This is a genomic window from Chryseobacterium sp. AG844, assembly GCF_003182335.1.
GTDB lineage: Bacteria > Bacteroidota > Bacteroidia > Flavobacteriales > Weeksellaceae > Chryseobacterium > Chryseobacterium cupriresistens.
The window spans coordinates 40,595-66,485 of record NZ_QGTV01000016.1; the positions used below are offsets into that span (position 1 = coordinate 40,595).

The window sequence follows — 25,891 nt, forward strand, 5'->3', positions numbered from 1 at the left end:
TTATTATGGAAACCGGAAGATATATTGTTCTGCTGCAGAACCAGCAGAAAAATGCACTCAAAAAAATTGAGAAAGAGCTGGAAGTGAGTATCACCTCTTCAGAATTTCTATCGAAAGAAAACCGTTCTTATGAAATCATTGATAATGACAATGGAGTACTTTACAAAAACCTGGGGGTTCTGGTGGTGGAAAATATGGACGAAGACCAGTTGAAAAGTGCTGTGAAAGATGAATCCAATTCTATTGTATACTACGAAAAAGAAAGAGAATTTTTTCCTGCAGATGAATTGCAATTGATTAATGAGCTTAAAAAACAGTCTGCCGGGCTTGCAGAAAAAATCTCAGAACTTGAAAAATATATTACCAGCAAACCTTTACCTCAAAAATCATTTATTGAAATGGAATGGGGATTAAAAGCGATCGGACTGGAAAATGCCAGCTCCACAGGAAAAGGTATTGATGTATGCATTCTTGATACCGGACTTGAAATTTCCCATCCGGATTTTTCCGCCGAAGTGATTGAAGGGAAATCTTTTATAGATGGTGAGGACTGGAACAGAGATCCCAACGGACATGGTACCCACTGTGCAGGAGTGGCTGCAGGAAATACAAGAAGTGATAATGGAAGACGTTACGGAATAGCTAAGGATTGCAACCTGAAAATAGCAAAAGTGCTCGCAGACAATGGAAGAGGAACTACCAGCAGTGTCATTGATGCGATAGACTGGGCCATTTCTAAGAAATTCAGAATATTGTCTCTTTCACTAGCTTCTCCTGTGAAGTTTGATGATCAGCCGTCTGTTCTTTTTGAAACAATTGGAGAAAGAGCACTGGAAAACAACTGTCTTATTATCGCAGCAGCAGGAAATGACAGCAACAGGCCACAGATTCCACAGCCTGTTTCCATGCCAGCCAATTCAAAATCGATCATGGCTGTTGGAGCTATTGACGGACAAATGAAGATCGCCAGATTTTCAAACGCAGGTCTTAATCCATCTACAGGCGGAAGCATCAATGTCTGTGCTCCCGGAGTAGATATTATCAGTTCCTATCCTAAAAATGCGAAGAACAAAAATAACCTGTACTATACAATGAGTGGTACCAGTATGGCCGCACCGCATGTTTCAGGGCTTGCTGCGTTGTATATGGAACAGTTTCCCGATAAATCGGCAAAAGAGATCTGGGAACTGATTGAAAACAAAGCAAGACCTGTTGAAGGGATAAAATACAGAGATATTGGAAATGGTTTAATACAGGTATACCGATGATCACTTATCTCGCAGTTTTAAAGAAAGATATAAATTTTAAAAGGCTTGAAACTCTTCTCAAAACTAAAGGCATAAAACTGGCCTCTCACTATAAAACCTTGGGAATTGTAAAACTTGAAAGTCAGCTGCCGGTTTCGGAGTTCGAATTTCAGGAATATTTTATATCTGTAGAAGAAGAAAAAGATAATTTAACAATATAATCACATCAATAAAGCTTTTCTGTCGCAGAGAAGTTTTATTTTTGTCTCTTAATGATAAAATAACATATGAATTTCAGATTTTCAATGGTGTTTCTGATGTTTTTTGCATTGGGATTTTCACAGGACCTTACCGTAATGAGTTTTAATATCAGGCTGAATGTAGAGTCGGATAAAGACAATGCCTGGCCAAAAAGAAAGCAGGATGTTGCCGATTTACTGACGTATTATCATCCTGATTATTTCGGAGTACAGGAAGCGCTTCCCGAACAGATGAAAGATATTAAATCAGGATTAAAAAACTATGATTATATAGGAGTAGGAAGAGATGACGGCAAAGAGAAAGGAGAGTTTTCTGCCATCTTTTATGACACAAACAGACTTGAAGCAGTAAAATCAGGGACATTCTGGTTATCTGAAACTCCGGAAAAACCATCAAAAGGCTGGGATGCCGCACTGAACAGGATCTGTACTTACGCCATATTTAAAGATAAAAAATCGAAGAAAGAATTCCTGGCGATGAATCTTCATTTTGATCATGTAGGAAATGTGGCAAGAGTAAAATCTTCGGAACTGATTCTGAAAAAAATCAAAGAACTGAATCCAAAAAACCTTCCGGTGACATTGAGTGGAGACTTTAACCTGACAGATGATTCAGAACCTATTAAAATCCTTTCTCAGAATATGAAAGACAGTTTCTATCACTCGGAAACCAAGCATTATGGTCCTGTAGGAACTTTCACCGCTTTTGATGTCAATACAGTCCCGAAAGACAGAATCGATTATATTTTTACACAAGGCTTTAAGATCAGATCTCACAGACATATCAATGACAGAAGAGAAAATCTCTTGTATCCGTCAGACCATTTTCCGGTGATTGTGAATCTTTCTCTATAAAAATCAATTGGTTGGAAAATCAATTTCAAATCCAATTCCTCTCAGGGATTGGATTTTTATTTGGGGATCACTGATGAAATATTTACGAAGCCTGCTGATAAACACATCAAGACTTCTTCCGGTAAAATAATCATTGGTTTCCCAGAGATTATCAAGAATATTATCTCTGGTGATGATCGTCCGGTTGTGTTTCAGAAGGTACAGCAGTAATTCCTGTTCCCGTATGGTCAATCGGGTATTCCCGTCAGGATGTGACAACATAAGTTTGGTAGTATCCAGTGAAAACTCTCCTATCTTTATTTGGCTTTCCGTAACGGTGGGAAGTGTTCTTTTCAGAATATTTTTAATTCGTAAAACAAGTTCTTCAGGGTCGCAAGGCTTGGAAATATAATCGTCGGCACCTATTTTCAATCCGGTCAATCGGTCTATTTTTTGATTTTTAGCCGTTAAAAATAACAATGGGAAATTGCTTTTTTCCTTAATGATCATTTTCGCCAGAGAAAAGCCATCAATATTGGGCATCATCACATCCAGAATTCCTATCTGAAAGGGAAAATCAGCCTGAAACAATGGTACGATATCTTCCGGATTCTGAAACCAGCTGACTTCAAAATCTTCCAGTTCAAGATATTGTTTAAGAATCATTCCGAAATCCGGATCGTCTTCTGCCAGAAGGATTTTAGTTTTCATAAGGAATTGATATTTTAAAAGTACTGCCTGTATGAAGCTGGCTGGAAACCTCTGTTTTACCACCATAACTGGTAATAATTTTTTTCACGAAATAAAGTCCCAGTCCCAGTCCTTTGCTATTGTGAATATTGTTATTCTGTATTCTGTAGAATTTTTCAAAAATAGTATTCAGTTCTTTAGCCTCCATGCCCTGGCCGTTGTCAGCAACTTCAATTTCCAATTGTTGAGAATTGTCGCGGATATGTATTGTAATAGCCGATGCTCCATATTTCACACTGTTTTCACAAAGGTTTTTAATGACTGTTTCCATCAGGTTTTTATCAAAAGGAAGTTTTTGTGAAACGGTATTTTCGAGGTTAAAATCACAATTTGGGTAAGTAACGGAAAGATCCTGGATAAAAAAGTTCCAGTCCTCAGGTTGTATAGCAGTCATTTCATCCGGAATTTCATCCTTATGAAGTTGAAGCATAAGACTTTCGAGCCGGGAAATCTGTCTGTCTATAAGAGGCAGCGTATCAGGATTCCATTCCTTTTTTAATGCTTTGGAAGCTATTTTTAAAGTGGCAATAGGCGTTTTAAATTCATGTGAAATGTTATCCACAATGCTGTGGAGAACTTCCACCTGCTTCTGCTGCTGAATAAGATTTCTGATCGTGAAAATATAAAGCAGAAGAACTCCCGAAAGAAGAATAATGCAACATATAATCAATAAAGTAAGCTCCTTGAAAACAATACTTTTTATATTTCTGATCTCAAAATCGGTCTGGGTTTTAACAAGAAAAGTATTCTTTTTTTCAATATGCCCCTTATCCGAATCATTTCTTTTGGTACTGGAGGTTTCCCAGCTTCCGATACTCGCAATACGAGGCTGTTTGATCTTGTCTTTTGTCTCAAAAATAACAATAGGTTCGGTAATTACTTTTGAACTGTCCGGAAGATGTACAATAGAAAGATATCTTATTCTGGCCGAAATTTCGTAACCGTCTTTCTGGTAACGGCTGTCAATATAATGAATCAGTCTTTCTCTGGCAGATTTCCTGTTTTCTATGAAATAGCGGAGAAAATCTTTTTTGCTGATCTCCTTATTATGATACTGTATGATGATTTCCTGAAGAGAGTCATCATTCCTTTCTTTTACTTCCTGTATATCTTCAAGATCGTCTGTGTAATTGGTAAGCCCGTCATTCACGGATCTGTAGATGTCTCTCTCTTTTACCTGATAGGTTTTATACATAAAATAAACCTGAATTCCCAGTAAAAGCAGGAACAGAGCGGCAAAAACCGAAATCAGAATTTTACTTTTGGCTATCATTAAAACAAAGATAAAACTTTAGCCATGTTCCGGGAATGATTATTTTATTATTAACCTTCCGTTAACCATAGTTTTGAATCTTCAAAAACAGTTTCATTTCTTTATCTGAAGCTGGTAATTTTATGACAGAAAAGACATTAACCCATCATTAACCTTCTATTAACCGTATTTTTACCAGCCAATATAGAATTTTGTACCCATAGAACAGAACAATAGTTTTTGTTTGAACGGATAAAAAAATAACCATGTATAAAATTCTTTTTCTTCTGTGTTTTCCAGCTTTGATTCTTGCCCAGCAACAAAAAACTGAAGGTACAGTGATGAACACCGAAAATGAAAAACTTTCTTTCGTAAAGGTAGAAGTATATAACGCTCAGAATGCATTGATCAAAGAATTAAAAACGGATGAACACGGGAAGTTTGTACTCGAGGGTATAGAAAAACAGGATGTAAAGCTGATAGTTAAAAATCAGGGATATTCTTTATTTGAGAAAAAATTGGATTTAAAAGAGCCTGAACCTCTGAATATCGTTCTTAAAAAAGAATCTCAGGAAATAGAAGGAGTAGTCATGACGAAACGTAAGCCTTTGGTGAAAAGAAAGGTAGACCGTCTGGAATTTAATCTGGAAAACAGTAATATTTCTTCGCTCAATGCCTGGGAAATCCTGAAAAATACACCAGGTGTTACTATCAGCAACAGTGTATTGAGTGTAAAGGGAAGTACCGGAATTCTGGTGACGATTAATGATAAAAAAGTAATGCTGACAGGGGATGAGCTTAAAAACCTTCTGGAAAATACACAGGGAGATGAAGTGAAATCTGTGGAAGTGATTACCAATCCACCTGCAAAATATGAAGCCTCAGGAAGCGCAGTACTGAATATCGTTCTGAAAAAGAATAAAATTGAAGGTTACCGTGGCATTCTCTCATCCAAATATGTACAGACACAATATGCGAAAGGCGTTTTCGGTCTTTCCCAATATTATAAAAAAGATAAACTTTCCATTATGGGGAGCTATTATAAAGGGCTGGGAACGTACTACCGGGAAGGAACAGATTATGTAAACTATCCGGAAAGCCAAACCCGATGGGTAAGTACGATGAACAGGAAGGATAAAAACAATAACCAGAATACCCTGAATTTTAATGTGGAATATGAACTGGACAGCCTGACCAATCTTAGCCTCAACTACTCAGGGTATTTTTCTCCAAAATCCTTCGGAAACTATAATGTTCCTACGCTGATCTTTAACCAGCAGGATAGGGTAGAATCTGATTATACTACCATCAATGATCATCGCTCACGTTCCATCAATAACTCTGTAAGTTTTCAGATAGACAGGAAAATGAATAAGAAAAGCAGCCTTTCCTGGATTAATTATTTTACCGGAAATAATGCCGATAAATATCAGAATGTAATCACCTATCTGAATTTTGCAGGGCAACCTCCCAAAGAAGATAATTTCCTTACCCAGAATAAAGCAGATGTTCAGCTATATTCTACCCAATTCGATTACCAATGGAAAGGGGATAAACTGGAACTAGAATCGGGGATTAAGTATAGTTTTGTAAAAACCAGCAGTCAACTTGATTTCTCTGATAACGAGAACGGAACACTACAATACAGACCGGAAAAAAGCAGTATTTTTGATTATAAAGAACACAATTTTGCCTTGTATTCTTCATTAACCTACAATATCGGGAAGTGGAATTTCAAGGGAGGTCTTCGTGCGGAAATGACAGATCTTGAAGGTGTGGTTTCAAAACCTTATGAACTGAATAAAAGTAATTATTGGAAATTCTTTCCCACTTTTTATGCACAGTACACGACAGAAAATAAACAGGAATTTGGGTTCTCCTATGGGAAAAGAATCAGCAGACCGTCCTATTCATGGCTGAATCCTGCAAAATCTTACTACAATCTGTTTTCCTATTATCAGGGAGATCCCAAATTAAAAGCAACGATTACCCACAATCTCAATCTTACTTATTCATGGAAAGACTGGAATCTGGATTTGTACTATAGAAAAGAAATTTATCCGTCCATGGAAATTTCCTATCAGGAACCCAGTACGAATAGTCTGATCTATTATTTTACCAATATTGAGAAAGGAGAGGCTTTCGGATTAAGCTTTTATAAAAATTTCCAGGTGAAACCATGGTGGAATATCATCCTTTCTGAAAACCTTGAACACAATGAAAATTATTTCACAGGAGTTGATGGAATGCTGTATAAAAATAAAGTCTGGAACTGGGTTTCAAACATTTCAACAAGCTTTACGCTCGATAAAAACAGCGACTGGAAAATGGAAATGGGACACCGCTACTATTCTCCCGGCATACAGGGAACATTCAGGATATCTTCTCTATGGTTGGCTTATTTTGTAATGAACAGGAAATTCTTTAGTAAAAAACTGGAAGCCAGCCTTATTTTTAGCGATATTTTCAGATCTACAGAGCAGAAAGTCAGTACAAAATATGCAAATCAGGATAATTATTTTCTTGATTATACCGATACTCAGGGAGTAACATTTTCATTGAAATTCAACTTTGGAAATCAATCAGTTAAAAATGCCAAAACAATTAAAAAAACAGCCGAACAAGATAGATTGTAGAATATTTTAATATAAAAGTTAATCACGGTGAAATATTATTGTGAAAGAATGGTCGTCTGATGGTACATTTTCGCTATTTTTGATGCCTATCTTTAAAGAGATCGCTATGAAGAAAATTTTTTCCGGAATGTTGATCGCAGTTTCTTTACTGCAGCTGTCAGCTCAGGAATTGTATATGCCGAGGAATATCAAAAAAGCGTATGAAAGAGGTACACGTGATATCTCCGGAGCACCAGGGAAAAACTACTGGCAGAATAAAGGAGTGTATAATGTAGAGGTGAAAGTAGATGCTGCTACAAAAGTGGTTTCCGGAAAAGAAACCATTATTTATACCAACAACAGTCCTGATAACCTGAATGAGCTGGCTATACGATTTGTGAATAACCTTCACAAGCCACAGTCGCCAAGATCAGGATTTGTATCCAAAGATTTCCTTTCATCAGGGCTGAAAATTAAATCTTTTGCGGTAAACAATGTAAAATATGAGATCAACAGTGATGACTGGAGTACTGTTGAAAAAGTAAAATTAAAATCAGCCCTGAAATCCAAATCAAAAGCTGAGGTTAAAATAGAGTGGGAATATCCATTGTCGGTTCAGAGTGGAAGAGAAGGACAGATTGATCCTGAAACATTCTATGTGGCATATTCTTTTCCAAGGATTTCCGTGTTTGATGATTACAACGGATGGGATATGCTTCAACACTCAGACAGACAGGAGTTTTATAATGATTTCAATGATTACAGTTTTGCCATCACCGCACCGAAAAATTATGTAGTCTGGGCAACCGGTGATTTTCTGAATCCGGAAGCTGTGCTTCAGCCTCAATATTTAAAAAGATATAAAGCTTCCCTGAAAAGTGATAAGCTGATGCATATTGCCACAGAACAGGAAATGAAGTCCGGTAAAGTAACCAAACAGAATAAATGGAATGTCTGGAAATTTAAAGCCAGCCATATTACAGATTTCTGTTTTGCGATGAGTAACCATTATGTGTGGGATGCCGCCAGCGTTCAGTTAAAAACAAAAAGAGCCAGCGTTCAGGCAGGATATAAAAACGGAGCTAAAGATTTTGAACATTATGTAGACTGGATGCGTTACAACCTGGATTGGTTCTCGAAAAACTGGCCAGGCGTAGAATATCCTTATAACGTAATGACGGCTATCCAGGGATACGCAGATATGGAATATCCTATGATGATTAATGATACCAGTATTCCTGATGATCTTAATGATGCAAGGCTTACGGCAGATCATGAAATTGCCCATACCTACTTTCCTTTTTATATGGGAATCAATGAGACCAGATATGCATTTATGGATGAAGGCTGGGCAACCACGCTGGAATATCTTATAGGGATTGATGAAAACGGAGAAGCTGCTGCCAGGGAATTTTATAAAAACTTCCGCGTTAAAAAATGGATCAATGATCCTTCTGCAGAGCAGGATCAACCGATAATTACCATGAGTACGCAGGTAAGCGGTGCCGGATATGGAAACAACTCCTATGTAAAATCTTCATTGTCTTATCTGGCGCTGAAAGATTATCTGGGAGATGAACTCTTCAAAAAAGCATTACACCATTATATGGACAACTGGAACGGGAAACATCCTGTGCCATGGGATTATTTCAATTCTATGAATACGGGATCAGGAAAAAATCTGAACTGGTTCTTCCATAATTGGTTTTATACCAATAATTATATAGATTTAAAAGTAACAGGAGCATCCCAGATGAATGACATGCTTACCATCAACGTAGCGAATGTAGGAGGTTTTGCCATTCCGTTTGATGCCATCCTGTCTTATGATGATGGAACGACAGAAAAAATCCATTTTTCACCTTCAGTATGGGAAAAAGACCAGAAGCTGACTGACCTTGTCATTCCTATTAAGAAGAAGATAAAATCGGTACAGCTGGACGGAGATATCTTTATGGATTATACTCCGGATGACAACCGTAAAAACTTATAAAAGTAAAGCCTTCAGATTCTGGAGGCTTTCTTGTTTTAAAAATAGGCTGTCAATCGTAAACCTAGCGTGATATAATTGATTTTTTCTTTAGCAATCAGGTTGTTCAGTTCCTGATCCAGTTCAGCACTTTCCTTAATTTCATCGCTGAAGTAATAACGAATGGTTGAGTTGATCTGATTGTAATCCGTATAGAAAGTAAGACCTAATCCCGGATTAAACTTATAAGTCATAGAAGCACCTGTATTCCATCGGAAAGCTGGTTTTGGTTTATATCTGGCTATTTGGAGCTCATGGTTGGGAGCATCGATATCCTCTCCCTTTACAAATACTTTTCCAGTGGCAGTAGCGGCATATCCTCCGGTAATCTTTAAAGTAAGTTGCCATTTATCTGATAATTCATGGGAAAAATAAGGCCCAATACCTGCAGAAAGGAATCCCATGGATTGTGTTTTGATTTCATGATCACCAAAATCCTGCCCGTCATCCAATGTTATTCTTTGAGATTTAATAGGGAAGCTGCTGAAAGATACATCGGCACCCACACCCCATTTTTTTGAAAAGAAATAAGCGCCTTCCAGTCCGCCCTCAAAACCGATTTGTTTTTTATCATCAAGTTCAGATTCCCTCAGGAAGTTAGTGGTACCAAACGCAGTTCCCATTTTTAAAGAAAGAAAGGATGGATAGTCGTTACCCTGTATTCTGGATAAGATACTTAAATTATCACCCTTGTTTTTATAAATTTTGTCAATAAAAAAATACCCCAGTTCTGTTGATATAATTCCGATACCTGCGCCGGCAAGAATATCCGGAACCCAGTGTCTGTTGTTTAAATTTCGTCCAAGTCCTGTAAGAGTAGCAGAACCATATCCGGCAATACTGTAAGCCGGATTCACCAAACCATATTCTTTGTGTAGAAATGTGGCATTGGTAAAAGCCATTGCGGCATGTCCTGATGGGAAAGAGTTGTTTTTGGATCCATCGGGACGTTCCACTTTTGCTGTATATTTAATAGAGTTGACTAAAATCGCCATGATGGCTAAGCTGGTGCCGTAGGATAAAGTAGCCCGTCCTATATTATTACGCCCTTTTACACCTGCCAGTTTTAATCCATAGACTGCAGCAGCAGGAGCGTATTGCAGATAATCATCATATTTTACTTTGAAGTTGGGAAGGTATCGGTTTCTTACCTCGCGAATATTCTCTTTTTCTCCCCATGTTGCTGCGGCTGCCGTAAAAAGTAGAGCTGGAGCCACCGATATTTTTACCCATTCTTTTTGGAAAAAAGGAGTTTTCTCCTGAATTGTATACCCTGAATTGATAAGTGCCAGATCTTCCTTGAGATTTCGGGATGGGATAGTATCCTGTGCTTTAATACAGGATAATTGCAATAGTATTCCTGATGCTAATGCTATTTTTTTCATCGTAGTGGTGTTGAATTTAAATTGCGTAAAAATATTAAAAAAATCTATCCCAAAAATTGAGATAGACTATTTTAATATTTTTATAATATTTCTAAGCAATCCGGCTGATTATCTTAATCCTGCTCTTGGTCCCGATGCTGATACTACAGCCTGCATTCGTGTTTTTTGGTTGGCAGAGAACATAAACATAGATTTGTCATCTACATAATCCATATAATTCATAAACATCTGAGAACGGCTTACACCTCCACAAATTCTGTTTAGAGGGTAGGTGGGATTTCCATAATTAGGGCCGGGAGATGTAGGAGTATCATTAGAGTAATCTGTCTGGCAGCCTGTGTCTGATGATCCCCAAAGGTGTGGAAGGTTCAGGTAATGTCCTACTTCATGGGTTACTGTTCTTCCTAAATTAAACGGAGCTGAAGCACCTGTTTTTCCTATATACTGATAACCTATTACAAGGCCGTCATACCATTGTCCTGCATGTTCAGGATAATAAGCGTAGCCCAGCGTTCCAGGTTGATTGTTTTCGTCAAGAATTGAATTTACAACCCAGATATTCAGGTTTTTATTGACATCAGTAGCGTCAATTCCTCCGGTGCTGGCTTTTTTCATTTGTTCAAGATCAGATCTCCAGCCTGTTTTTGAACTCTGTTTACGGTTGGTTGCAACTAATTTGAAACGGATTTTTACATCACCTGCTGCGGCAGGCTGAAATGCCGAAGGAATTTTCGTAACATCAGAATTGGTGCCTCCGTAATCGGCATTAAGAACAGCAATTTGTTCTGCAATTCTTGTGTCAGAAACATTTTGAGTAGAAGTGTTATAGATGACATTAAAAACTACCGGGATCTCAACAGTTCCGTCTGCAAGAACTTTTCCCACTTTAAGGTTTTCTGCAAATTTTTCAGTACCGGATTCAATATCCGCTATTTTCTTTTGTAGCGCTGGGTTTTTCAAAAGCATTGCTTGTCTGATTTCTTCCGAAGGGCAGCTTCTTTTAAGAGCACTTGGAACAGAATTTTCCTGATCCGCAGGTGTTTCATTTTGAGTGGTTAAACTGTCGGTGTTACATGCCGACATAAAGCCCAGGACCAGGGCTCCCATTAAGAATTTTTTCATATCGTTATAATATAATTTGGTTGAGGGTGTGAAATTATATCATTTGTGATTAATATGCAAATCATTTATTGAAAAAGATAGTTAATTTTTAAATTATATAGTATTTGCTTGAATTAAATGTAAATAAAATGATGTTTAATTGAATTTTAGTTAAAATTAATTGTTTTGTTTATATTTAATAATCAATCGGATTTTATGCGTGAATAATTTCATGTTTTTATTGTTTTTTATAGGATATTTTATACAAACGGAATGTTGCTGAAAACGTAAATGAGATTTAATTTCAGGAGATAGATATAATAAAAAAATCTATCTCAATTTGAGATAGATCTTAAGTTTGTCAATATTTAAATTTTAATATACTCTCAATCCGGATCTTGCACCAGAAGAAGCTACTACAGACTGCATTCTTGTTTTTTGTCCTGCAGAGAACATAAACATTGCTGCATCATCTACATAATCCATGTAATTCATAAACATTACAGATCTCTGTACACCGCTGCAAGTATTATATAGCGGGTACGAAGGTTTTCCGTAATTTGCTGTAGTTTGTGTAGGAGTGTCACTTACCTGGTCATTTCCACAATTAGCATCTCCCCAGATGTGTCTTAAGTTTAAGTAGTGTCCTACTTCATGTGTTGCTGTTCTTCCCAGGTTGAAAGGTGAAGAAGCTCCTGTCTTTCCAAAATATGGAGCAGCAATTACAACACCGTCATTCCATAGACCTGCAGATTCAGGGAATGTTGCATACCCAAGAATGGTACGTCCCTGGCTGGTCATTTTACCTACAACCCATAAATTTAAATAATTGGTAGGATTAGTAGCATCAATTCCTCCTTTAGATGCTTTTTTCATATCATCATTGGTAGCCCATCCGGTTTTTGTGGTAGATTTTCTAACAGTATTTACCAGTCTGAATTTTACTTTTGTGTCACCGGAACTTACAGCCTGGAATTCAGTTGGAATTTTGCTGGCATCAGTGTTGGTACCGGAATAGTCAGCATTTAATACTGCAATTTGTTCAGCAATTCTTGCATCAGAAACGTTTTCAGCTGTAGTTCTGTATATAACATTCACTACAACCGGGATTTCTACAGTACCATCAGCTAAAACTTTTCCAAATTTTACATCGTTGGCGAACTTTTCTGTATTGGTTTCTAATGCTGCAAATCTTTGTTGGAGTTCAGGGCTTCTTTTCAATGCTTCCTGTCTGATTTCCTCAGACGCACAGCCCCTTTGAGCAAAACCTGCAGTTGCTACTGCTTCGTCAGTTGTGTTTTCATTTTGATTAGTAACGCTGTCAGTGTTACATGCAGACATTACAGTGAGCATAAAAGCTCCAAATAATAGTTTTTTCATATCAAAATCATTTAGGTTGAGGTTGTGAAATTATATTATTTGAAATTAATATGCAAATAATTTTTTAATTTATTTGATATATTGTCAATATTTGACTTGTTTGTTTGATTAAATCTTACTATTACTTGAAATGTATTGAATTTTAATCAATTTTAGAAAAACTACTGATTCGTTTTTAGTTTTTAACTATTTTATGTGTATACTTTTCGTTTAAATTTATTTTTAAAAGAATTTTTTTACTATAAAACTTAATTAGCGAAACCATTTTTAATGGCAAAAACCGCTAGCCCTACGCGGGTTTTAAGATCCAGTTTTTCACAAAGCTGATCGCGATAGCTTTCTACTGTTCTCGGACTGCAGCACATTCTGTCGGCAATTTCCTTATAACTGAGTTCGGTTACAGTGTATTTCAGAAACTCTTTTTCTCTGTCTGAAATTTTTATTGCCATTTCAGATTCAGTCTCTTTGTTCAGGTTGGAAAATATGATTTTGGAAGCCCAGTCCGGATAAAAGAAGCCATCACTATTAAGTCGGGTAAGTGCGGTTTCCAGATCTCTTGGATGGGTGTTTTTCAACAGATAACCTTTTGCTCCGCTTTTGATCATCTTGATTACACTGTTGTCATCTCCCTGCATACTGAGAGCCATAATTTTAATATCGGGATGGTTTTTTGTAAGCCAGACTGCCGTTTCAAAACCGTCCATAATAGGCATGCTGATATCTAAAAGAATAATATCAGGAATGGCATTGCCTTCTTCAAATTTTTGGATAAGGTCTTTCCCGTTCTCACTTACATAGATGACTTCAAATTCACTGAAGTTACCTATAATTCCTTCCAGGGCTTTTGCAATAAGTATATGGTCGTCAACAATTACGATAGATTTTTTCATGACTGCTTTTTTAAGATAATATTGATTTGGGTTCCTGCATTTTCCCGGCTTTCCATACGAAAACTAGCTCCTATGATTTCAGCTCTGTTTTTCATATTGGTAAGGCCTATTCCGTTGGATTTGATCTGTGAAGTATCGAACCCGATTCCATCATCACGAATATCAAGTTCCCAAAGGATGTCTTCAGACGTATTCAGGCTGATAAAAATATTTTTACAGCGGGAATGTTTTATACTGTTCTGAATAAACTCCTGGGTAATCCTCAGAAGGACATTTTTATGAACAAAGCCTAAGTCCAGTTGTTTAAAATTATGCTCAAAACTTACATGGCACTTTTTAAAGGAATTGGTATTGTCTACTTCTTCCTGTATCAAAGTTACAATTTCCTTCTGGTTGATATTGTCGTCTGTAAGTGTTTTTGACAAGCTTCTGAGATCCTGCAAAGATTGGTTGATGATTTGTGAAACCTGATCAATTCTTTCACTTGCTTCGGATACTTTATTTTCATAAAGCATCTGTTGTACATAGAGGCTTACCAGGGTAAGTTTCTGACCAATATTGTCATGCAGTTCTCTTCCGATCTGCTGCATGGTGGCCTGCTGAATTTCCAGTTGGGTAGAAAGGAGCTCTCTCTGATGAAGTTCATTTTTTCTTTCAATTTCATTCAGATGTTCCTTCTTGCGTTGTTTGTAACTTCTGATGTAGATCAAAACTGCCGTTACAAACATTACAAAAAGTATATTAAATAGAATGATAACTATTAAGAGCTCTGTTTTCCCCATATAAATGAACTTGCAAATAAGATATACATCACTGAAACTGATACCAGAAAATAACTAAAATATATATCCCAAATTTCCTTGTATTTTACCAGAAGTGATAAAAATGACATAAAAGGTAATGTTCCTATATATGATAGGGTAATCCCAAGATTAATATAAAACATTTTGTTTTTATTGAAATTGAGAATTTCCTGTGAAGTAATTTGTTTATAGTACTCCATTATTACCAAAAGCATCAAAATAAGGCACCCAAACGTATAGTTGAAAGCAAATACAATTTTACTTTTGGAAAAATATAATTCGTTGGGAATAAATGAAAGCAGATATAAAATGGAAAATATCCAAAACAATTTGGGTTTTCCTAAAGATTTTGCAGCATATAACCAGTAAAAAAATACGAACTGGATTGGCATTAAAAGGTAGTTATAATACTGGGCTTTGGTAAAATGAACAAAACTTCCCCACTTGCCATAAGCTTCCCCAAGAAAAATAAATACCAGATAAAACACAAAAAAATTCCAATATTGTTCTTTTAAACGGTTATAATGAAAGAGTGCTATGACTGCGGCAAGTCCTTCAGCCCAAAGCAGACTTTGTTGTGCAAATTCCTGGAATTCTGTCATACAGTTTTGATATAATATACTACAATTAAAAAGACTCTCCTAAAGGAGCTTTTGGTGGAACAAGTATTCCGTTATTTTCTCCAAGACCGGTGTCATCATCTTCTTCCGTACCTTTGTTTGCTAATACTAAAGATTTTCCTTCAGCACTCTGAAAAGGATTGAAATCATAATCAATAAGCTCTCCGGTTTCATTGGCTTTTTTTAATGTTGGGACCATCACCAGCGTGTGTCTTCCTGCATATTCTGTCGGAACAGGATGTGAATCCATGATAGACCAGTTTTCCTGTTTCGGATAAGTAGCATAATAAAATCTGATCCCTAAGTCTTCTGAAGATGCAGCTGGGTTCACTTTGGCAGCTTCTTCTTCGATCTTTGCAATAAAACTTTTTAGTTTAGGAAGATCAAACCAGATGGAATGAGCATCTTGTATTCCTAAGGCGGTATTAATAGCAGTGAGATGATTTTGACGGTAATTGTCAATCAGAGCCTGGATAAGACTGTTTGACATAATTCCAGGTTCCAGTGGATTGTTTGATTCTGTATTCATAGCTTAGTGGTTTGCGGATAAAACTTAATTAATATGCAAATTTCGGAAAAATAATGGTAGAAAATGTATCTGTTAATAGGGAATTACACTGTTATTTTTACCGTGATTTTACGGATTGTATATTTTATAAAGAATAAGTTGGAATTTGGAGAAAATCTTTCAATCTGAATTCTTTGAAAGGCATACGGGGGGCAAAACACAAAAGGTCGCCTTTCACAAGCGACCTTTTATATTGTTTTTTAAATTTTTTACAGAACTCTTAATCCTGCGCGAGGGCCGGATGCTGAAATGGTAGCCTGCATTCTGCTGTTTTGTTGTTGTGTAAACATAAATAATGTTGTTTCGTCAGAATAATCCATGTAATTCATAAACATTACAGAGCGTGAAACTCCACCGCAGGTTTCGTATCTCGGATAAGTTGGCACACCGGAGTGTTTTGTAATCTGTTGAGGTGTATCATCTACGAAATCGTTACCACAGTTGGCGTCTCCCCAGATATGTCTTAGATTTAAGTAATGTCCAACCTCGTGTACTGTTACTCTTCCCTGATTATGAGTGGCATCAGGACCACCTTCACCCACATAATCGTCCATCATAACAACACCGTCGTTCCAAAGTCCTGCATCTTCCGGGAAAGTAGCATATCCTAAGACATATCCGGACTGATACGGCATATAATCAACTACCCAGATATTCAGATACTGGTTAGGATCCGTAGAGTCCATTCCTCCTGTAGATGCTTTTTTCATTTTATCATCCGGTGCCCATCTGGAAGTCTTTGTCGACTTTCTGTTAATGCCCGCCAATCTGAATTTAATTTTGGTATCTCCTGCATTTACCGGTTGAAATTCTGCGGGAATCTTGGAAATATCAGAATGTGTAGATGCGAAGGCTTTATTAAGTACATCTATTTGGGAATTTATCCTGGCATCTGATACGTTATTTGATGCTTTTGTGTAAAGGACATTGAAGATGACCGGTATTTCTACGCTTCCGTCAGGCAAAACTTTACCCATTTTTTTCTGCTCGATATAGTTTGCGGTCTGGCTTTCTATCTGAAGCATTCGCTGCATAGCTGCAGGATCTTCAGCAAGGTGTTTTTTTCTGAGAATATCAGAGCCGCAGAAGGCCTCTTTGCCGGCTGTGATATTGGTTTCTTCCACGTTTGTGTTCTCTGGAGTAATGTTTTCTGTTTCATTATTATTACATGAAACCAGGAGTGTGATTAAGACTCCGAAAATTGTTTTTTTCATAAAATCTCGTTTTTAGTAAAACGAATATAGGTGAAATTTTAATATGATATATTTAATTAATCAGTTATTATTTTATGTTAAATTTAATTTATTTTTATTTTGTATGAAATATTTACATTATTAATATTATTTTTTAATAAATATGCTACAGATTAGATTTTTTAATAGGAATATTTTTTTCTAAAAATTTGAAATTAAATGTAAATTATTATTTATTGAAAATAAATTGCTTAAAAAGATGTTGGTATAAAAAATAAGTGCTGCAGATTATTCTACAGCACTTACTTACAAAAATAATGTATATGAAAAAAACTATTTTATTATTCAGTAGGTCGGAAAACCAAACCTGTTTCTACAAAGTAATCCAGCGTAATTCTATCTCCGTCGTTTACATTTCCTGCAAGAATCTCTTTAGAAAGTTTGTTTAAAACTTCCTGCTGAATTACTCTCTTCAGTGGTCTTGCTCCGAAGGCAGGATCATATCCTTTGTCCATCAGATAATCTACTGCGTCCTGAGTGAAAGTCATAATAATGTTTCGTTTAGATAACATTTCATTAAACCCTCTCAGCTGATACTGAACAATTTTTCCGATTTCTTTTTTTCTTAAAGGCTGGAAGAGTACAATTTCATCAATTCTGTTCAGGAATTCCGGACGCAGCGTTTGTTTCAGCAGATCGAATACTTCGTCTTTTGTTTTGTCTACAATTTCATCCTGATTTTCCTCCGTAAGATTCTCAAAATTCTCCTGAATCAGATGTGATCCTAAATTGGAAGTCATAATGATGATGGAATTCTTGAAATTCACTACACGGCCTTTATTATCCGTCAGACGTCCGTCATCCAAAACCTGAAGTAATGTATTGAAGACATCAGGATGTGCTTTTTCAATCTCGTCTAAAAGCACTACGGAGTAAGGTCTTCTTCTAACTGCTTCAGTCAATTGTCCGCCTTCATCATAACCTACGTATCCTGGAGGCGCTCCTACTAATCTGGAAACACTGTGACGTTCCTGATATTCACTCATATCAATTCTGGTCATATTGTTCTCATCATCGAATAAAAATTCCGCCAGTGCTTTTGCCAGCTCGGTTTTACCTACTCCGGTAGTTCCCAGGAATAAAAAGGATCCGATAGGCTTTTTATCATCACTCAATCCGGCTCTGTTTCTTCTGATCGCATCTGCAACTGCCTGAATCGCTTCATCCTGTCCCACAACTCTGTGGTGCAGTTCAGCTTCAAGATTCAGTAACTTGTCTCTTTCTGATTGCAGCAATTTGGTGACAGGAATACCTGTCCATTTAGCAATCACTTCAGAGATGTTTTCAGCAGTCACTTCTTCTTTGATCAGTTCATTCTGATGATTCTGCATTTCGAGTTCAACCTTGGCAAGCTCTTCTTCCTTTTCACGAAGTTTTCCGTATTGGATCTCCGCTACTTTTGCATAATCTCCTGCTCTTGAAGCTCTTTCAGCTTCAAGTTTCAGAGACTCAATATCTTTTTTGATCTGAGTAAGATCTTCACTTTTCTGTTTTTCTTTCAGCCATTTGGCATTGATCTCATTTCTCTGTTCGGATATTTTGGCAATATCTTCCTTAAGGTGATCAATCTTGGTCTGGTTGCCTTCTCTTGAAATAGCCGCAAGCTCAATTTCCATCTGCATGAGTTTTCTGTCCAGAACGTCCAGTTCTTCCGGTTTGGAATTGATTTCCATTCTCAGCTTTGCAGAAGCCTCGTCAATAAGGTCAATGGCTTTATCCGGTAAAAAACGGTCTGAAATATATCTTTGAGACATTTCCACAGCGGCAATAATTGCCTCATCTTTGATTCTTACTTTGTGGTGAGCTTCGTATTTATCTTTAATACCACGAAGGATAGAAATTGCAGATTCAGTATCCGGTTCTTCCACCATTACCTTCTGGAAACGTCTTTCCAACGCTTTATCTTTTTCAAAATACTTTTGGTATTCGTTCAATGTAGTGGCACCAATGGCTCTTAATTCTCCCCTTGCTAAAGCAGGTTTCAGAATGTTGGCTGCATCCATTGCTCCTTCACCACCTCCGGCTCCTACCAAAGTGTGGATCTCATCGATGAAAAGAATAATCTGTCCATCAGACTTGATTACCTCATTCACCACAGATTTCAGTCGCTCTTCAAATTCACCTTTGTATTTGGCTCCGGCGATCAAAGCTCCCATGTCTAATGAATAGAGAGTTTTATCCATCAGGTTTTCAGGGACGTCGCCACTGATAATTCTGTGGGCAATTCCTTCAGCAATTGCGGTTTTACCTACTCCCGGTTCCCCGATAAGGATAGGGTTGTTTTTGGTTCTTCTGGAAAGAATTTGCAAAACCCTTCTGATTTCTTCATCACGTCCGATGACAGGGTCCAGCTTACCCTCTGCTGCTAATTCATTAAAGTTTTTAGCATATTTATTTAAAGACTGATACGTTTCTTCTGAACTTGCAGAAGTAGCTTTACTTCCTTTTCTTAATTCTTTAATTGCGCCTTCCAGCAGATTTTTGGTTACACCCATATCTTTCAGCATTTTGGAAACTTCAGAAGAGGTGTCCAAAAGAGATAACCATAAGTGTTCAATCGTTACATATTCGTCACCCATCTTCTTAGCGATATTTGGTGCGTCCAGCAATACTTTGTTGGCAGATTGTGAAAGATAAATATTTCCTCCCTGAACTTTAGGAAGCTTTTCTAAATTTTCACGGTTGCGCTCTCTTACTAATGCTGCATCTGCTTCAGATTTTTTTAATAAGAAAGGCGAAATATTTTCATCTACCTGAAAAATTCCTTCAAGAAGATGTTGAGGTTCAATGCTTTGGTTGCCAAACTCCATCGCAACCTGTTGTGCTGCCTGGATGGCTTCCTGTGATTTTACAGTATATTGGTTTAAGTTCATATTTTATATATTTTTGGTAATGATTCGTTTAAAGTTTAGTTTTTAAAAAACATCAAGAAACCAAATTCTAAGGCTCAGTTTCTTAATGCCATCAATTATTTAATCATTTATTCGATGACTGTATCGCAAAAACTGTTCAATTATTAAATTTACAAAAAAAATGGACAAATTTTCCGGATATTGTATTTTTAACGGAAATTTAACTTGACAAAATTTCCGGTTTCGTCATTATCTCTTTACAATTGATGAACAAATCGTCATAGCAGATAAATAACTCAACGATTAAACTGAAGATGAAGACTTTTTTCTTTTTATGATCAAAAAAACGACAGTTTAAATCAGAATAATTACTTTTGCATTTTACCAGATGGAACTCAAAGAAAAACAGAGAAAAATACTCAACGTAGCAGTAGAACTTTTCAAAGAGAAAGGGTATATGGGAAGCTCAGTAAGAGACCTGGCTACAAAACTTAATATCAAAGCAGCATCATTGTATGCACATATCCGTTCAAAGGAAGAAATTCTGGAATGGATTTGCTTTGGCATTGCTCAGGAGTTTTTCGATGAGCTTCAGGAAGTAAAAAATACAGATATTGCTCCCAAGGAAAAGCTGAACCTGTTATTGGATAAGCACCTTTCGGTTGTTCTTAAAAACCGCGATGTTACCCATATCTATTCCAATGAATGGAAACACCTTGAAGAAAGACTTTCTGAATTTGTAGAATTAAGAAAAAACTATCAGCAAGAGGTTGAAGAACTGATTTCCGAGATCTATAAAGCTGAAAGCTGGGAGTTAAAATCTCCGTCATTTACCACCAGATTTATCCTTCATACTTTAAATAATTCCTATTTCTGGTTCAAAAGAAGCAGTGATTCTACGGATGAAATTACCGAAGAAATCAGAGAGAAAATTCTTTTCGGCCTGCTTGGAAACCAGAAAAAATAAGCACATCGGTTGTCGTTGACTACGTCAAATCTTCGATTTCTGACGAAGGAAGAATCTCGTGACAGACTGTTAGATTTTTAAAAGATTCTTCTCTACACTTCGTTCCGCTCAGAATGACATTGGACATAATTTAACCGTCTTTCTTATTTAGAATCATTCGAAATATGACAAAAGTCATAAAAATTTTGTCAGCTTCCGAAATCTTTTTAAATTTACACCTAACAAATGTTAGTTAGTTTTATGGATTTTTCAGTTGAATATCTGGAGCTGGGTCAGTTGAGACAGCTTCAATCCGACCGGTTGATCAGCCTGATCAGCTATTTGGAAGAGAAGTCGGAATTTTATAAAAAGAAATTTGATGAACTTCAAATATCCCCTCAGGATATAAGGTCGATTGAGGATATCACGAAACTTCCTATTACTTACAAGCAGGATTTAAGAGATAACTATCCGTTCGGATTATTTACGGTTCCTAAAAATGAGCTTCAGCGTATCCACTGCTCAAGCGGAACGACAGGAAAGCCGACTGTGGTAGGATATACAAAAGAAGATGTAGACCTTTTCAGTGAAGTGGTGGCAAGATCACTGAATGCTGCTGGTGCTAAACCGGGAATGCAGTTACATAATGCTTATGGTTATGGGATTTTTACAGGAGGATTAGGTCTTCATTACGGAGCCGAAATGCTGGGAATGAGTGTTCTTCCCATTTCAGGGGGAATGACGGCAAGACAGGTAGATCTTATTGTAGATTTTAAACCGGAAGTGATCTGCTGTTCTCCTTCATATGCTTTAACGATTGCTGATGAATTTGCAAAAAGAGGAATATCAGCAGATGAAATCAGTCTTAAATATGCCGTATTAGGTTCAGAGCCATGGACGGAGATTATAAGAGGCCACATTGAAGAAAGATTAGGCGTTCATGCAACCAATATCTATGGATTAAGCGAAATTATCGGTCCCGGAGTTTCCATGGAGGATTTCGAAGAGAAGGGAGGAGCTTATATCTGGGAGGATCATTTTTATCCCGAGATTTTAGATCCTATTACGAAACAGCCGGTTCCTTTTGGAGAAGAAGGGGTTTTAGTGATTACTACTTTAACAAAAAAAGCAATGCCGCTTTTACGTTACTGGACGAATGACATTACAAGCCTTTACTACGATGAAAATGCCAAAAGAACAATGGTGAAAATGAAACCCATTGTAGGAAGAGCAGATGATATGCTGATCGTACGAGGAGTAAACGTATACCCAAGCCAGATTGAAGATGCTTTTTCTTATGTAAAAGGAGTGGTTCCCAATTACTATTTAACACCTGTAGAGAAAGAACACATGTGTATTGCTTTGGATATTGATGTTGAAATAGATGACGAATTGGTAAAATCTCAGAAAATGGAAGCCAATACCGATGATTATTTTAATTTTGTCGGCAACTTTGGGAAAAACATAGAAAACGAAATAAAAAAGAGAGTAGGAATCACTACGAAAGTAAAAGTTCATGCTCAGGACAGCTTGCCAAAGTGCGAAGGTGGAAAAATTAATAGAATACTTAAAAAATAATGAATTCATTTTATAAACTTAAAACAGTTAAAGTTCAGAAAGATACTTCCGAAGCAGTGAATGTGGCGGTAGAAATTCCTGAAGAACTGAAAGACAAGTTCAGGTTTAAACAGGGACAGTATCTGAATTTCCGGATGATAATCAACGGAAATGAAGAAAGACGTTCTTACTCTATTTGTAATGCTCCAAGTGAAAAAGGCAATACACTGGAGGTACTGGTGAAATTATTGGAGGGTGGAAAGGTATCTGGCTATTTCAATGAGCATCTTCATATGGATGAAGTGCTGGAAGTAATGCCTCCGATGGGTGGTTTTAATACCTCTTATCACCCAAGCAATGTAAAAACTTATGTCGGACTGGCTGCAGGTAGCGGAATTACACCTGTATTATCCAATATTAAAGAAAGTCTTTATCAGGAACCTAACAGTAATGCTTATCTGTTCTACAGCAACAGAAGCATGAATCATGTTTTAAGAAAAGCAGAGATCGATAAGCTGGTTGAGCACTTCAATGGCAGGCTTAAAGTGGTTTATTTAGTAAGCCGTGAGAAACATGAAGATCCGGTTTTTGAAGGAAGGATTTCATCAGAAAAATTAGAACAGCTGTTTGAAAGATATACAGATATTGATGTAAAAGAAGCTACTTATTTTATTTGCGGTCCGTCAGAGATGATTAAAGGGATTGCAGATTATCTGAAAAAAGATAAAAAAGTACCTGCTATTCAGGTATTATTTGAATATTTCACTGCTCCGGATGAAGAAAATACGGAGGAAATGAGTGATGAATTCAAGGCCATTGCCAATATTGAAAGTATGGTAACGGTAATTATTGATGATGATGAATATTCGTTCCATCTTAATTCTAAAAAAGAGAGTATCTTAGATAAAGCATTGAAAGACAATCTTCCTGTACCTTTTGCATGTAAAGGAGGTGTTTGTTGTACGTGTAAAGCACAGGTTTTGGAAGGAGAAGTTTTCATGGAGAAAAACTATGCGCTTACCGAAGAAGAAGTAGCCAGAGGCTATGTTCTTACCTGCCAATGTCACCCTACAACCAATGTGGTGATGCTTAATTATGATGTTTAAAAATTAATGTAACAATATAACAATGTACCAATATAACAATCATTGGTACATTGCTAGACTAATACATTGTTAAATTGAAAAAATTATGGACTTAGAAAAATTTGTTCAATACGTTCACGAAGAAAATAAAGTAGAACCAAAAGATGTAATGCCTGATGATTACAGGAAATTATTGGTTCGTCAGATTTCACAGCACGCCCATTCCGAAATTGTAGGAATGCTGCCGGAAGCCAACTGGATTTCCAGAGCACCATCATTGAGAAGAAAAATGGCTCTTTTAGCGAAAGTTCAGGATGAGGCTGGTCACGGCTTATATCTTTATTCTGCCACTGAAACATTAGGAGACGGAAGCATCCGAGCAGACCGAGATGCTACCTATGATGATATGCTGGAAGGAAAAGCAAAATATTCAAGTATTTTCAATTATCCTACCCTAAGTTGGGCAGATATCGGTGCCATCGGTTGGTTAGTAGATGGTGCGGCTATTATGAACCAGGTAATGCTGATGGGGAATTCTTACGGTCCTTATTCAAGAGCGATGGTGAAAATCTGTAAGGAAGAATCTTTCCACCAAAGACAAGGATATGAAATTCTTATGGCATTGTGCCGTGGAACAAAACAACAGAAAGAAATGGCTCAGGCTTCGTTAAACCGTTTCTGGTGGCCGGCTCTGATGATGTTCGGACCTAATGATGACAGCTCACCCAACTCTAAAATCTCTATGAACTACAGAGTAAAAAGAGAAAGTAACGACAGTCTTCGTCAGAGATTTATCGATGTTACCGTTTCTCAGGCTGAGTTCCTTGGATTAACTATTCCGGATAAAGACCTGAAATGGAATGAGGAGAGACAGCATTACGATTTCGGAGAACTTCCCTGGGATGAATTCATGGAAATCTTAAAAGGAAACGGACCTTGCAACAAAAAGCGTATCGAAACAAAGAGAAAAGCGCAAAGAGAGAATGCTTGGGTAAAAGAAGCTGCGGCGGCTTTTGCAGAAAAACAACAAAAAGAAGTAATATAATAATGTAACAATATACCAATGTAGAAATGTAACAATCATTGTCATGCTGAGCTTGTCGAAGCATTTCATTGTTAAACTGGTACATTGATACATTGTTAAATTAATTTGATTATGGCAAATTTAGATATGTGGGAAGTGTTTATTCAGACTAAACCGGGATTATCTCACAAACACGTTGGAATTGTACAGGCACCAACAGCAGAAATGGCTTTGCAGAACGCAAGAGACGTTTATACAAGAAGAAAAGAAGGAACTTCAGTTTGGGTTGTTCCAAGTAAATATATTGTGACTTCGGAAGGCGTGGATAAAGAAGCTTTCTTTGATCCGGCTGATGATAAACTATACCGTCATCCAACTTTCTACGAGATTCCTAACGACGTAAAAAATATGTAATAAGACTTTTGAGATAATAGACAGATAGATAAAAGACCTTAAGGTTTACTTGTCTATTTTCTATCCATCTATCATCTATCTGTCTTCAAATTGATAAAACAATGAACCCATTATATAATTATTTATTAAAACTAGCAGACGACAGTTTCATTATGGGACAGCGTTTGTCTGCGTGGTGCGGTGAAGGTCCTTACTTAGAGGAAGATATTGCATTGACGAATATTGCGTTGGATGAACTGGGACAAGCGAATAACTTTTACGTTTATGCTTCGAGAGTGATTGATAACGGTAAAAGTGAAGATGATATCGCATTTTTAAGATATGAGCATGAATATGTGAATGCACATTGGGTAGAACTTCCCAACGAAGATTATGCGCAGACTATTCTTAAAGTATATGTATTGTCAGTATATCAGAAACTGATGTATGAGGCTTTATCAAACTCTGCTAACGAAGAACTGGCTGCCATTGCTCAAAAGTCATTGAAAGAAGTAAGATATCACTATACTCATGCTGCATCATGGATGAAAATCTTTGCTCAGGGAACAGAAGAAAGTAAGTCCCGTCTGGTAAAAGCTATAGAAAATATCTGGGAATATACGAAAGGTCTTTTTGCTAAAACAGAAGGTGAAGATGATCTTGTTGCCTTGAATATTGCTCCCAATTCAGATGCGCTTTATGAAGAATTTCTTGCGATTACCAAGAAAGATTTTGCAGATTTTGGTTTAGAATATCCGGGAAATCCTTTCATGCAGCCAAAATCAAGAACAGGATACCATACAGAGTATTTCGGATATATCCTTTGTGAGCTTCAGTATATGCAGAGAGCATATCCGGGGTGTACATGGTAGGAGATTGCAATTTTGAAAAAGAAATATTTTAAAATACTGATAATAGTATTGATCATTTTAATCCCAATATTTTACTTGGGAATAATCAATACGCAGGTTAGTTTAAAGTACGAAACTAGTATTCCTGAAGATTGTGTTTCACAGATAACAGGAAAAAATTTATGTAAGGATATAG

22 protein-coding genes are annotated in these 25,891 nt (G+C 36.9%); 11 read left to right on the top strand and 11 right to left on the bottom strand.

Going from position 1 to position 25,891, the window contains the following annotated elements:
* The first annotated feature begins 5 nt into the window (after positions 1-5).
* The 3 genes from DEU40_RS15370 (at position 6) to DEU40_RS15380 (ending at position 2,362) form a co-directional block, all read left to right on the top strand.
* Complete coding sequence (locus tag DEU40_RS15370) at positions 6-1,268, top strand: S8 family peptidase (protein WP_110010655.1); 1,263 nt, start codon at positions 6-8, stop codon at positions 1,266-1,268.
* Positions 1,265-1,468 carry a hypothetical protein gene (locus DEU40_RS15375; RefSeq protein WP_110010656.1) on the top strand — a complete coding sequence of 68 codons (204 nt, stop codon included), beginning with the start codon at positions 1,265-1,267 and terminating at the stop codon, positions 1,466-1,468. The genes DEU40_RS15370 and DEU40_RS15375 overlap by 4 nt, the downstream gene beginning before the upstream one ends.
* A 66-nt stretch (positions 1,469-1,534) precedes the next feature.
* Positions 1,535-2,362, top strand: a complete 828-nt coding sequence (locus DEU40_RS15380) for an endonuclease/exonuclease/phosphatase family protein (protein ID WP_171006317.1) — start codon at positions 1,535-1,537, stop codon at positions 2,360-2,362.
* A gap of 3 nt (positions 2,363-2,365) precedes the next feature.
* Here DEU40_RS15380 and DEU40_RS15385 read toward each other — a convergent pair whose 3' ends face one another.
* Together DEU40_RS15385 and DEU40_RS15390 are read right to left on the bottom strand one after the other, a co-directional pair.
* Positions 2,366-3,052 carry a response regulator transcription factor gene (locus DEU40_RS15385; RefSeq protein ID WP_110010657.1) on the bottom strand — a complete coding sequence of 229 codons (687 nt, stop codon included), beginning with the start codon at positions 3,050-3,052 and terminating at the stop codon, positions 2,366-2,368.
* The gene (locus DEU40_RS15390; RefSeq protein ID WP_110010658.1) at positions 3,042-4,364 is read right to left on the bottom strand and encodes a sensor histidine kinase; all 1,323 of its coding nucleotides are present in this window, start codon (positions 4,362-4,364) and stop codon (positions 3,042-3,044) included. Before DEU40_RS15390 ends, DEU40_RS15385 begins: the two co-directional genes overlap by 11 nt.
* Positions 4,365-4,609: 245 nt before the next feature.
* On the opposite strand from DEU40_RS15390, the gene DEU40_RS15395 reads away from it, so the two are divergent.
* Together DEU40_RS15395 and DEU40_RS15400 are read left to right on the top strand one after the other, a co-directional pair.
* Positions 4,610-6,979, top strand: a complete 2,370-nt coding sequence (locus DEU40_RS15395; protein WP_110010659.1) for an outer membrane beta-barrel family protein — start codon at positions 4,610-4,612, stop codon at positions 6,977-6,979.
* A 106-nt stretch (positions 6,980-7,085) separates the two neighbouring features.
* Entirely contained in the window at positions 7,086-8,951 is a 1,866-nt protein-coding gene (locus DEU40_RS15400; protein WP_110010720.1) for a M1 family metallopeptidase, read from the top strand.
* A gap of 35 nt (positions 8,952-8,986) precedes the next feature.
* On the opposite strand, the gene DEU40_RS15405 is transcribed toward DEU40_RS15400, so the two are convergent.
* The 9 genes from DEU40_RS15405 to clpB all read right to left on the bottom strand — a co-directional run bounded on the left by DEU40_RS15405 (position 8,987) and on the right by clpB (position 19,860).
* Complete coding sequence (locus DEU40_RS15405; protein ID WP_110010660.1) at positions 8,987-10,372, bottom strand: phosphatase PAP2 family protein; 1,386 nt, start codon at positions 10,370-10,372, stop codon at positions 8,987-8,989.
* Between the two features lie 108 nt (positions 10,373-10,480).
* Positions 10,481-11,494, bottom strand: coding sequence for a zinc metalloprotease (locus tag DEU40_RS15410; RefSeq protein ID WP_110010661.1), 1,014 nt, complete (start codon positions 11,492-11,494; stop codon positions 10,481-10,483).
* Between the two features lie 354 nt (positions 11,495-11,848).
* Entirely contained in the window at positions 11,849-12,853 is a 1,005-nt protein-coding gene (locus DEU40_RS15415) for a zinc metalloprotease (RefSeq protein ID WP_110010662.1), read from the bottom strand.
* Between the two features lie 248 nt (positions 12,854-13,101).
* The gene (locus DEU40_RS15420; protein ID WP_110010663.1) at positions 13,102-13,743 is read right to left on the bottom strand and encodes a response regulator transcription factor; all 642 of its coding nucleotides are present in this window, start codon (positions 13,741-13,743) and stop codon (positions 13,102-13,104) included.
* Complete coding sequence (locus tag DEU40_RS15425) at positions 13,740-14,471, bottom strand: sensor histidine kinase (protein ID WP_228406532.1); 732 nt, start codon at positions 14,469-14,471, stop codon at positions 13,740-13,742. The genes DEU40_RS15420 and DEU40_RS15425 overlap by 4 nt, the downstream gene beginning before the upstream one ends.
* 32 nt (positions 14,472-14,503) lie before the next feature.
* Entirely contained in the window at positions 14,504-15,148 is a 645-nt protein-coding gene (locus tag DEU40_RS15430; protein WP_110010665.1) for a hypothetical protein, read from the bottom strand.
* A gap of 25 nt (positions 15,149-15,173) precedes the next feature.
* Positions 15,174-15,695, bottom strand: a complete 522-nt coding sequence (locus DEU40_RS15435; protein WP_110010666.1) for a hypothetical protein — start codon at positions 15,693-15,695, stop codon at positions 15,174-15,176.
* 248 nt (positions 15,696-15,943) lie between these two features.
* On the bottom strand, positions 15,944-16,948 hold the full coding sequence (locus DEU40_RS15440; protein ID WP_110010667.1) for a zinc metalloprotease: 1,005 nt from the start codon (positions 16,946-16,948) through the stop codon (positions 15,944-15,946).
* Between the two features lie 320 nt (positions 16,949-17,268).
* Positions 17,269-19,860, bottom strand: a complete 2,592-nt coding sequence (gene clpB, locus DEU40_RS15445) for an ATP-dependent chaperone ClpB (protein WP_110010668.1) — start codon at positions 19,858-19,860, stop codon at positions 17,269-17,271.
* 367 nt (positions 19,861-20,227) lie between these two features.
* Here clpB and DEU40_RS15450 point away from each other — a divergent pair, with 367 nt between their 5' ends.
* From DEU40_RS15450 to paaC, 6 genes are all read left to right on the top strand, one after another.
* Positions 20,228-20,806, top strand: coding sequence for a TetR/AcrR family transcriptional regulator (locus tag DEU40_RS15450; protein WP_110010669.1), 579 nt, complete (start codon positions 20,228-20,230; stop codon positions 20,804-20,806).
* Between the two features lie 240 nt (positions 20,807-21,046).
* A complete protein-coding gene (locus DEU40_RS15455; protein WP_110010670.1) occupies positions 21,047-22,363 on the top strand; it encodes a phenylacetate--CoA ligase family protein in 1,317 nt (438 codons plus the stop codon).
* Positions 22,363-23,448 (top strand): 2Fe-2S iron-sulfur cluster-binding protein, encoded by a 1,086-nt coding sequence (locus DEU40_RS15460; protein ID WP_110010671.1) that lies wholly within the window; start codon positions 22,363-22,365, stop codon positions 23,446-23,448. The genes DEU40_RS15455 and DEU40_RS15460 overlap by 1 nt, the downstream gene beginning before the upstream one ends.
* A gap of 85 nt (positions 23,449-23,533) precedes the next feature.
* A complete protein-coding gene (gene paaA / locus DEU40_RS15465) occupies positions 23,534-24,472 on the top strand; it encodes a 1,2-phenylacetyl-CoA epoxidase subunit PaaA (RefSeq protein ID WP_110010672.1) in 939 nt (312 codons plus the stop codon).
* Positions 24,473-24,583: 111 nt separating this feature from the next.
* Entirely contained in the window at positions 24,584-24,865 is a 282-nt protein-coding gene (gene paaB / locus DEU40_RS15470; protein ID WP_002981782.1) for a 1,2-phenylacetyl-CoA epoxidase subunit PaaB, read from the top strand.
* A 101-nt stretch (positions 24,866-24,966) separates the two neighbouring features.
* Positions 24,967-25,716: a 1,2-phenylacetyl-CoA epoxidase subunit PaaC gene (gene paaC / locus DEU40_RS15475; protein ID WP_110010673.1), complete on the top strand. Its 750-nt coding sequence runs from the start codon at positions 24,967-24,969 to the stop codon at positions 25,714-25,716.
* Positions 25,717-25,891: the final 175 nt, after the last annotated feature.